This window comes from Methylobacterium sp. GC_Met_3 (assembly GCF_026540775.1).
Taxonomy (GTDB): Bacteria; Pseudomonadota; Alphaproteobacteria; order Rhizobiales; family Beijerinckiaceae; genus Methylobacterium.
Map to the genome: position 1 here is coordinate 1 of NZ_JALNUL010000091.1, position 8,948 is coordinate 8,948.

Here is an 8,948-nt window from a genome sequence, read left to right on the forward strand (position 1 = left end):
TCGGCAACCTCTTCCGCGTCGTGGTTCAGAACCACGGGCGACAGATGGCGAAGGCGGAGTGATCTGAAGCCGCAGGTCCGCCCGGTTCGCCATTGCGGGAATATCCACGGCCTGCGCTCGACCCTACGAGTGCCAGGATCACGGCGCCGACGGTGTAGAGCACGGCAGCACAACAGCTGCCAGTTAAAATATTTCTATGGCTACTGCATCTCCGTCTTGACTAGCAATATTATAAAAATGCAACCACTGTCGATCTATCGCCAGCCTTTGTTCTATAAATAATGGATATATATTTGTTAACTATAATATTAAATCCTAAACTTCTTGTTTCGACGCTTCTGAGGTTTGAAGCCCTTGCGTCCACTTACTTTAATATGTACTATACTGTTTTCGAAAGAGAGTTGTCATGGGCGGCAGGAATTTGAAGAATTTTCTCAAATATGAAGAAGGTGTGAAGGGTATCTGGAAAGGACAAATTTCCGGTAAAGTCAATAAATCGACTGGCTTCCAAGATATATATTTCTTTAACACCACAAGGGGTGGAAATTTGACTTTATACTATAGAGCAGACGCCAATTCTAAGACTGACAATCCAGATGCGTATATATCAATTCTGTTCAATGGAAAAATCGTCAATGAAGATATTGATCCCTCGCAAGGAAATTCTACAAACCGATGCGCTTTTAATCCCGGTGAACATTCCATAATTATCCGGGCTTGCAGTAAAATAAAAGAAAATAAAATGGGCGATAAATCAAGTGAAACGTACAAATTTCAGATTTCGATATCAGAACTTCTAGCAGACTCGCTCAAATAGACGGACTAATGAATTCGTCCGATAATATAAGTTTGTGATGGAAACTAACTAAAAACACTTCATCTTCAACGCTTCTTCCACTTTGGCGCGGATGCGTCAGTGAACGGTCGGTCCTGCGTCCCTCCGCGAGGGACGTTATTCCCGCCTCGGCGGCCACCTCGTGCAAGGTACGGTAGGCGTTCTCAGCGGCCGGGAACTACCCGTACCAGCGCATCGACCAATATCTATGGTCGACTACCTCTAGCTGTCAGGGATCGTCGGCAGCGCAAACGTGAACGGTAGCGTCACGACTGTGATCGAGAAGGCTGGGCCGGATGCTCGTGCCCGAACCGACACCAAGGGCAACCTATTCGGTAAGGTTGTCACTGTGAACGGCCGACAAATGGCACCACTTGGCCGCGACTAGCGCCGATCCCGGCAGACAGGAACGCGCGGCCGGGTTTTGCAGAACTGGTCGGCGGCGCCGACGCTTGATCCGAAGCCGACGATTTCCGGCGGACGATCCCCGAGACACGACAGAGCGAGCCGCAGCCTCCCCACGTCCTCGGATGTCTTCCCGCTCTCCAGCAGGCCCCACATGTAGATGGCCTCCTCGTCCTGCGAGGTCGCCCATTGCTGACATGTCAGCATGGTCCGGTCACGCGGCAGGTCGGTAAGCGAAGGCATCATTGCCTGTGCCCCACCGGCAGCGACGACGAAGGCGAGGGTGGCGAGGGCTGTGCGCATCCCAGCAAGATAGCTACCCGGGTGGGCATCGAGAAGAGTTGCGCTTTGCCCAGTCGAACCGGTCCGGATCAGATGCAAAAGAAGCCGACTTGCGGCTCAGGGGCCCTCTGGCGGCCGTTTGCGTGAGAAGCGGGTCCAGCAGGAATTTCTGCAGAAAGGCCGCCAGGGAGCCGCGCAATCGCCTCTAGGGGCTATCCAGGCTTGACTCTTAAGCCCAGCCGCCTCAATCATTGTCGTTGAGGTTATTATAGCCTCAAAAACGACGAAAGCCGGGCTGCGACCCCCGGCCTTCGTCACAACCGCAATGGGTCCTGGAGGACTTGCGGCTGGTGCTTGTTAGCACGTGCATTCTGCGCGTGGGCGGCCGGTTGTCAAGTTCTCTGGGACCCTCTTTTAGAGGGACCCGCTATGTTGAAACCTGACCGCTCGCCCTGCCACCGCCTCACATTCGAGGAGGCTGTCGCGGTGCATCGCCGGCTCATGGCAGGCGAGATGTACAGCCGGATCGCCGCAACCTACGACGTCAATCAGGGCCGCATCGCCGACGTTAAGTTCGGACGCCTGCATCCCACCAGCCACGATGAGGCGGTTCGCCGCTTCGGTCGCTGAGGAGGTGGGAACTATGGCCTCGCGCACTCCGCCCAGACAGACGTCGTCACGCGTCTCCACAATCGCGTCGAACATCCTGTCCGGCAAAAACCCAAGTCCGACGAAAGCCCAGATCAAGGCGGTAGCCGCCTCAGCTCTGGGCCAAGATCAGACCAAGGGTCAGAAACCAAGGTAGCTGGTTGTTCCAGGGAACAAGGGGGACGGGATGCTCGCAAGGGTGTCCCGTCCCTCCTACCCTCGAAGCCACGCCTGTCCTGACTTGCTCCACGGATCAACAAAAAGCCCCGCCGAAGCGGGGCTGCAATGTCTCAAGCTGGCATCCGCACACTAGTGCGCGCGGGGGTCACCGCTCGTGATGGATCCCCGATAAGCCAGCACCCTGGCTCTCTGCTCAGGGGAGAGCGATGCGAAAAGACCGGTCGGCGCCCGAGGCGCAGCACCATCTGCATCGCTGCTTGAATGACGTGTGGCGGCAGGCGCAGGCGCCTCGTCGAAGCACCAGAAGTCGCCCCACCATTTTCTTAAAGCGTTCATGGGGGTCACACTCGCTTGCGGCAGTATGGCTTGTGAGCCTTGTCGGTGACAAGCTCAAAACCGTACGCATCGACGTAGTGGCTAACGAGACGTTCGTTGGCCGGTTCCTTCAACCAAATTTCCTGCCTACCGGTGATTTGTGCGTAGCATGTGGCGGCTTCGAGGACCGTTAACAACACGAGGCCCTTGGCTGGATTGTCGCTGTTCGGGTCGCCTTCAACGCCCTCTAGAACCACCGCGGTTCTGTTCGGCACGCCCAAGGCCAGGCCACACAGACGGTCGCCGAACCAGACAGCGGCGTGAAACAATTCCGTATGGTGTCGTTTTCGATCTGTCCAGATATCAGGCCAATCCCATCCACCCTCTGGTGGGGTCCTCTCATTGTTCGGGCGCCACTGTTTCTGCCATGCCTCACCCGCAGCGCGCGTGATTTCGCGCACATGCATCTCCTTCGGCAGAACCCCTGCCAGGTTCCCCATGGCAGAATGATGCGCCTCGCAGAGACGCGTCAGGTATCGAACGGCAGCTTGCTGACGGCTCACGGCTTTGCAGCGCTATCGGAGAAGCAGGCTGTGCCGCGCTATCAGTCGCAACTGTTAGAGCTCGGGCATCAACGCGCCTACGTCTCTATTACTTCCGATAGGTGCTGGGCAAGCGCCACATCCTAGGATCGTACTCGATCATTCGGCACCAGCTTTCCTCAGCCTCACCCCCGACCCCTCGCCGTTCTCCTCGATGAAGATGACGCCGGCAGCTTCGAGGGTATCAGGCCTTGCCCGGCTCCTGCGCCAACCGCTTGGCACGTAGCTCCGCGGTCCGCTCGTCCAGCGCCTGCTTCTCATCGTCGAGGTCTCGGTGGGCCTGATCGGCCTTGTCTTGCCGATCGACACCTCGGGAGCCGAGTGAGGTGAGGTGGCCACGGGCCCTGGGGTGCAGCTTGGACATCGGGTGCCCTGTGTCATCGGATCGACAGAAAGCTGGACTCAGCCCGCTTGGGTTCAAGTGCGACCCGGCGCGGCATCTAACCCCTTCAGCGGCACGCCGGTCCTGAAGCGACCGTACTTGCGCCCGATGTTGTCTAGCCGAGCCCCGGCCACCGCCATTGCGAGCTGGCGATCCTTCTCGCTGAGGATCGGCAGCAACCGTGCGCGGAAGGCAAAATCGGGCTCCGGATCGCTCACTTCAGATAGCCCTTCGCCTTCAGGTGCTCGGTGAGAAGCTTCTCGACAAGCGAGGTGAGCGAACGCTGATCCTCCTTGGCGGCGGACTCAGCCGCCTCCTTCAAGGCCGGATCGATGCGCAGATTGACCTGCGCCGTCTTTTTTCGCTGCTGCATGTGTAGACAATGTCTTGACGCCGACCGTGTATAGACACTATACAGACAGTGCCTTGCAGCAGCAAGCGGCCTGCCGAGGTGTTGGAGCACCGCGACAGGCCTAGCCTTCAACGCACTGGAGCTACGTCAATGGCTACCCACGCCCATAGCACACGCACGCCCTTATTACCCGCCACCGGCCCCACTATCGTCGCCGCCGGCGGCCCTGTCACGCGGGCCACGTTGACGATGCGAGCCGCAGGTCTGCGTGACCGCCTCGACGCCGGGACGAGCCGCAAGCCCTCTGATCCGCACATCTCGCTCCGGGATCGCCTGATTGCCGCGCATGCCGCCGCCATGGCCGTCCGCCCTGTGTTCGAGGACGAGCACCCGGATAGCCCCAGCTACAAGGCCGCCCTCGCCGTCGACAACGGCATGTGGGCACTGATCGCCGAGGTGCTGGCCCTGCCGGCTCCCAGCACGCTGCAAGGCCTTGGTGTCGTCGGCCTTGCGCTGGCCTTCCAGGTTGAGGGCGCGCTGGCTGGCATGCCATGGGAGAACGAGGACAAGATCGCCTTGGCGGCGCGAGCCATCTTGGCGGTGACCGGCACGGTGCTGCCGCCGGCCTTCACGGGCTTCGGCGACGAGGCTCAGCTATGCGCCCGATCAGCCCTATCATAACCGTTCAGATGATCCGCCTTCTTGCGCGGCCTACCACTGATCCAGCCGGGTTAGACGAGCCCCGATCGTCTCGTCGGTTCGCCAAGCCACCTCACACACGCCCGAGCCGAAGCAGGACGCGTGCAGCAGGAAGCTGTCAGGTACTCCCGCGGTCGTCAGCATGGTCAGCCGGACGCCCGTGTCCGACAAGTCGTAGACTACACACGGAACCGTGGTGTGCTCGTCGACGATGACAACGCCTGCGGCGCTGACGAGAGCGCGTTCCGCGTGGCGCCGCTCCAACATGGTGGTGTTCTCGATAGCTTGGTTTCGTGACCAGCATGCCCGACGCAGCCGAAGATCGTATGCGTGAGATGGGTCAAATGCGACGTACTTCGGTGACCACAGCTTAAGCCGCGATCGAGGGCCAAGTTGGCCAAGGCACCCACGCCCGCCCCGACAGTTCATTGCCATGACGCCTAGGGCAGGCGTGGAGGTCAGCTGCGGCACTGACCGCCTCATTAAAGGCGTCGGACTTTTCCGGTTGATGTCCGCTTCTCACGAACGCCGCTCGCGCATCCGGTGCGGGCAAAAGAAAACCAGGGGTCGCTGTTACCCTCAGCGTTACCCCTGGTCCATTTTCGAGCTGTCTGAAACCAGCTAAGTCCTTGGTACCACCGCCCCGGCTCGAACGGGGGACCCCCAGATCCACAATCTGGTGCTCTAACCAACTGAGCTACGGCGGCACTGGCGGGGGGTGTATCGTGGGCCGCGGCAGTTTTCAAGCGAGGCGCGCGGCCTTTGCGGGATCGACACGGACGCAACCTGCCGCGGCCGGCCGCATCGGGCTCCGGGCGCCCGCGCCAGGGCCGAACCGGCGTCCACTTCGGCACGGGGGGCGCTATAGTGAACCCATCGGGTCGAACCCGCGGTGCGGCGGCCGGGGCGGATCGGGGTGAGCGGACGAACCGTGAGCGCACGACAGCCAGCGCCAGCCAAGGATGGAAGCACGGGCGGCGACCGCAAGGCGGCCGACCGGCCGATCGACGCACCGGCCCGGAAAGCGGCCGGACCGCGCGAGCGCGCCCGGCGCCGCTGGACCGGCGCCGGGATCGTCCAGGCGCCGGGGCAGCTGCGCAGCCTCGTCCGTCGCAGCGAGGGCGGCCTCGTCGCGCTCGCGACCCTGGTGGGCTGCGTGGCCGGAGTCGCGGTCTCCGCCATGAACTGGGCGACGCAGAGCCTGCGCGAGCTGCTGTTCCTCCTGCCGCCAGGGATGCGGCTCAGCGCGGCCGATGCCGTGTCGCCGGTGCTCCTGCTGGTCGGGCCGTGTCTCGGCGGCGCGCTGCTCGGGCTGGTGATCGTCGCAGCGGGCTACATCCGCGGCCCGCGCAAGCGCCCCGCCATCGACCCGATCGAGGCCAACGCCCTGCATGGCGGGCGGATGTCGCTCCGAGACAGCCTCTATCTCGCCCTCCAGAATGTCGTCTCGAACGGGAGCGGCGCCTCGGTCGGGCTGGAGGCCGGCTATACGCAGCTCGCCTCCGGCCTCGCCTCACGGCTCGGGATCGCCTTCGAGGTGCGCCGGAGCGACCTGCGGACCCTAGTCGGCTGCGGCGCCGCCGGGGCGATTGCGGCCGGGTTCGGCGCGCCGCTGGCCGGCGCCTTCTACGCCTTCGAGCTGATCATCGGCACCTATTCGATCGCGACTCTGACGCCGGTGGTGGTGGCGGCGCTCTGCGGCAACCTGATCGCGCAGCAGCTGATCGCGACGCAGCCGCTGGTCGATTTCGGCGACGTGCAGGCGATCACCACCTCGCACGTCACCAGCATGGAGATCCTGCCGAGCCTCGCCCTGGGGCTGGTCTGCGCGGGCCTCGGCATCCTGATCATGCGCGGGGTCACCCTGGTGGAGCGGCTGGTCCAGGCCTCGGGGGTCCCGCGGGTGGCCGCCCCGGCCCTCGGCGGCCTGTGCGTCGGGGCGCTGGCGCTGGTGGCGACGCCGCAGGTGCTTTCGGGCGGCCACGGCGCCCTGCACCTGCATTTCGCCGCCGAGAGCCAGGGACACGGCATCGCGGCGTTGGCCGGCCTGTTCGCCGCCAAGGCGATGGCCTCGGCGATCTCGATCGGTTCCGGCTTTCGGGGCGGCCTGTTCTTCGCCTCGCTGTTCCTCGGCGCCATCGCGGGCAAGCTGTTCGCCGCCGGGGCGCCGCTGCTGGTGCCGGCGCTGGCGGACTTCGGCCTCACGCCGCTCGCCTACGCGGTGATCGGCATGAGCGCGCTGGCCGTGGCGGTGATCGGCGGCCCGCTGACCATGACGTTCCTGACGCTCGAGATCACCAGCAGCCTGCCGATCACCGGGCTGGTGCTCGCCGCGGTGATCGCGTCCTCGCTGACCGTGCGCAAGACCTTCGGCTACTCCTTCGCGACGTGGCGCTTCCATCTGCGCGGCGAGAGCATCCGCAGCCCGCACGATATCGGCTGGATCCGCTCGCTCACGGTCGGCCGGCTGATGCGCCGGGACACGCGCGTCGTGGCGGCCGATACGCCGTTGGCCACCTTCCTGCGCGCCCACCCCCTCGGCTCGCCCTCCCGGGTGATCGCAGTGGACGGGCAGGGGCGCTATGCCGGGATCGTGAACGTCCCCGAGGCGCACGCCGCCGCGCTGGAAGCCGGCGCGGCGGCGCAGCCCGTGCTGGCCGACCTGCTGCTGCACACCGACGCTTTCCTCACGCCGGGCCTGAACGCCAAGGACGCCGCCGCCGCCTTCGACCGCACCGAGAGCGAGGCGCTGGCGGTGGTCGACGGGCCCGAGACCCGGAAGGTCCTGGGCCTGCTCACCGAGAGCCACACGCTGAAGCGCTACAGTGAGGAACTCGACCGTCAGCGCCGGGCCATGGCGGGGGAAATCGACTGATTGTCAGGCCCGGGTGTTGACCCGATACCGGCGCGGACCAATCACCTGACGCCGACGATCCGGGCACCGCGAGGGCCCGCTCTCCCAGAACGCGTGGAGGATTCATGCCCGGTCCAGAGACCAGCCCGCAGCGTCGCTACCGCATCGCGGTGATCCCCGGCGACGGCATCGGCAAGGAGGTGGTGCCGGAAGGCGTGCGCGTGCTGGAGCAGGCGGCCAAGCGGCACGGCTTCTCGCTCCAGCTCGACTGGTTCGATTTCGCCAGCTGCGACTATTACGAGCAGCACGGCCGGATGATGCCGGAGGATTGGAAGGCGCAGATCGAGACGCACGACGCGATCTATTTCGGCGCCGTCGGCATGCCCGAGCGGGTGCCCGATCACATCTCGCTCTGGGGCTCGCTGATCCTGTTCCGGCGGGAATTCGACCAGTACGCGAACCTGCGCCCGGTGCGGCTGATGCCTGGGGTGAAGTGTCCGCTCGCCGACCGCAAGCCCGGCGACATCGACTTCTGGGTGGTCCGGGAGAACACGGAGGGCGAGTACTCGAACGCGGGCGGTCGGATGTTCGCCGGCACCGAGCGGGAATTCGCCCTGCAGGAGACGATCATGACCCGGCACGGGACCGATCGGATCCTGAAATTCGCCTTCGAGCTCGCCCAGAAGCGCCCGAAGAAGCACCTGACCTCGGCCACGAAGTCGAACGGCATCTCGATCACCATGCCGTACTGGGACGAGCGGGTGAAGGCGGTGGCCGAAGCCTATCCGGACGTGCGGTGGGACCAGTACCACATCGACATCCTGACCGCGCATTTCGTGCTGAACCCGGACCGGTTCGACGTGGTGGTGGCCTCCAACCTGTTCGGCGACATCCTGTCGGATCTCGGGCCCGCCTGCACGGGCACGATCGGCATCGCGCCGTCGGGCAACATCAACCCCGAGCGGGTGCACCCGTCCGTGTTCGAGCCGGTCCACGGCTCGGCGCCCGACATTGCCGGCCAGGGGATCGCCAACCCGATCGGTCAGATCTGGTCCGGGGCGATGATGCTGGAGCATCTCGGCGAGCACGAGGCTGCGGCCGAGATCGTCGGCGGGATCGAGCGGGTGCTGTCCGAGCGGACGCTGCGCACCCGCGACCTCGGTGGAAATGCGGATACGCAGGCGTGCGGCAAGGCGGTGGAACAGGCGCTGGGGTAGGAGCGGTCTCAGCGACCGCGCTTCATTCTGAAGGCTGCTCAGGATGAGGCGCGGGTCCCCTCTCCCGCACGGGAGCGGGGGCCTGTCGCGCTCCACTCCGTGAAAGCCGCCCGCCTCAGCGCGGGAGGCGGCGCACGCTCACCACGTTGCTCGCCGGCTCGGCCTTGCCGGACTCGG

At 64.0% G+C, this 8,948-nt stretch carries 10 protein-coding genes and 1 tRNA gene; 5 read left to right on the top strand and 6 right to left on the bottom strand.

What is annotated here, in order from left to right:
- Nucleotides 1–406: 406 nt before the first annotated feature.
- On the top strand, nt 407–817 hold the full coding sequence (locus OXS27_RS30820) for a hypothetical protein (protein WP_267361477.1): 411 nt from the start codon (nt 407–409) through the stop codon (nt 815–817).
- Nucleotides 818–1,219: 402 nt separating this feature from the next.
- Here the strand turns inward: OXS27_RS30820 and OXS27_RS30825 are convergent, their stop codons facing one another.
- Nucleotides 1,220–1,543, bottom strand: coding sequence for a hypothetical protein (locus tag OXS27_RS30825; protein ID WP_267361479.1), 324 nt, complete (start codon nt 1,541–1,543; stop codon nt 1,220–1,222).
- A gap of 465 nt (nt 1,544–2,008) precedes the next feature.
- Here OXS27_RS30825 and OXS27_RS30830 point away from each other — a divergent pair, with 465 nt between their 5' ends.
- Nucleotides 2,009–2,152 carry a hypothetical protein gene (locus OXS27_RS30830; RefSeq protein ID WP_267361481.1) on the top strand — a complete coding sequence of 48 codons (144 nt, stop codon included), beginning with the start codon at nt 2,009–2,011 and terminating at the stop codon, nt 2,150–2,152.
- A gap of 539 nt (nt 2,153–2,691) precedes the next feature.
- On the opposite strand, the gene OXS27_RS30835 is transcribed toward OXS27_RS30830, so the two are convergent.
- The 4 genes from OXS27_RS30835 to OXS27_RS30850 form a co-directional block, all read right to left on the bottom strand.
- A complete protein-coding gene (locus OXS27_RS30835; protein WP_267361482.1) occupies nt 2,692–3,126 on the bottom strand; it encodes a hypothetical protein in 435 nt (144 codons plus the stop codon).
- 325 nt (nt 3,127–3,451) lie between these two features.
- The gene (locus OXS27_RS30840) at nt 3,452–3,631 is read right to left on the bottom strand and encodes a hypothetical protein (RefSeq protein ID WP_267361484.1); all 180 of its coding nucleotides are present in this window, start codon (nt 3,629–3,631) and stop codon (nt 3,452–3,454) included.
- Between the two features lie 53 nt (nt 3,632–3,684).
- Nucleotides 3,685–3,867 (bottom strand): hypothetical protein, encoded by a 183-nt coding sequence (locus tag OXS27_RS30845; RefSeq protein WP_267361486.1) that lies wholly within the window; start codon nt 3,865–3,867, stop codon nt 3,685–3,687.
- Complete coding sequence (locus OXS27_RS30850) at nt 3,864–4,022, bottom strand: hypothetical protein (protein ID WP_243961740.1); 159 nt, start codon at nt 4,020–4,022, stop codon at nt 3,864–3,866. The genes OXS27_RS30845 and OXS27_RS30850 overlap by 4 nt, the downstream gene beginning before the upstream one ends.
- A 129-nt stretch (nt 4,023–4,151) precedes the next feature.
- Between OXS27_RS30850 and OXS27_RS30855 the strand changes: the two genes are divergently transcribed.
- Nucleotides 4,152–4,682, top strand: coding sequence for a hypothetical protein (locus tag OXS27_RS30855; protein WP_267361489.1), 531 nt, complete (start codon nt 4,152–4,154; stop codon nt 4,680–4,682).
- Between the two features lie 648 nt (nt 4,683–5,330).
- On the opposite strand, the gene OXS27_RS30860 is transcribed toward OXS27_RS30855, so the two are convergent.
- Nucleotides 5,331–5,407 (bottom strand) — tRNA-His (locus tag OXS27_RS30860).
- Nucleotides 5,408–5,631: 224 nt separating this feature from the next.
- Between OXS27_RS30860 and OXS27_RS30865 the strand changes: the two genes are divergently transcribed.
- Both OXS27_RS30865 and OXS27_RS30870 read left to right on the top strand, forming a co-directional pair.
- On the top strand, nt 5,632–7,575 hold the full coding sequence (locus tag OXS27_RS30865; protein WP_267361490.1) for a chloride channel protein: 1,944 nt from the start codon (nt 5,632–5,634) through the stop codon (nt 7,573–7,575).
- Nucleotides 7,576–7,679: 104 nt separating this feature from the next.
- On the top strand, nt 7,680–8,771 hold the full coding sequence (locus OXS27_RS30870; protein ID WP_243916623.1) for a tartrate dehydrogenase: 1,092 nt from the start codon (nt 7,680–7,682) through the stop codon (nt 8,769–8,771).
- The last annotated feature ends 177 nt before the right edge of the window (nt 8,772–8,948 follow it).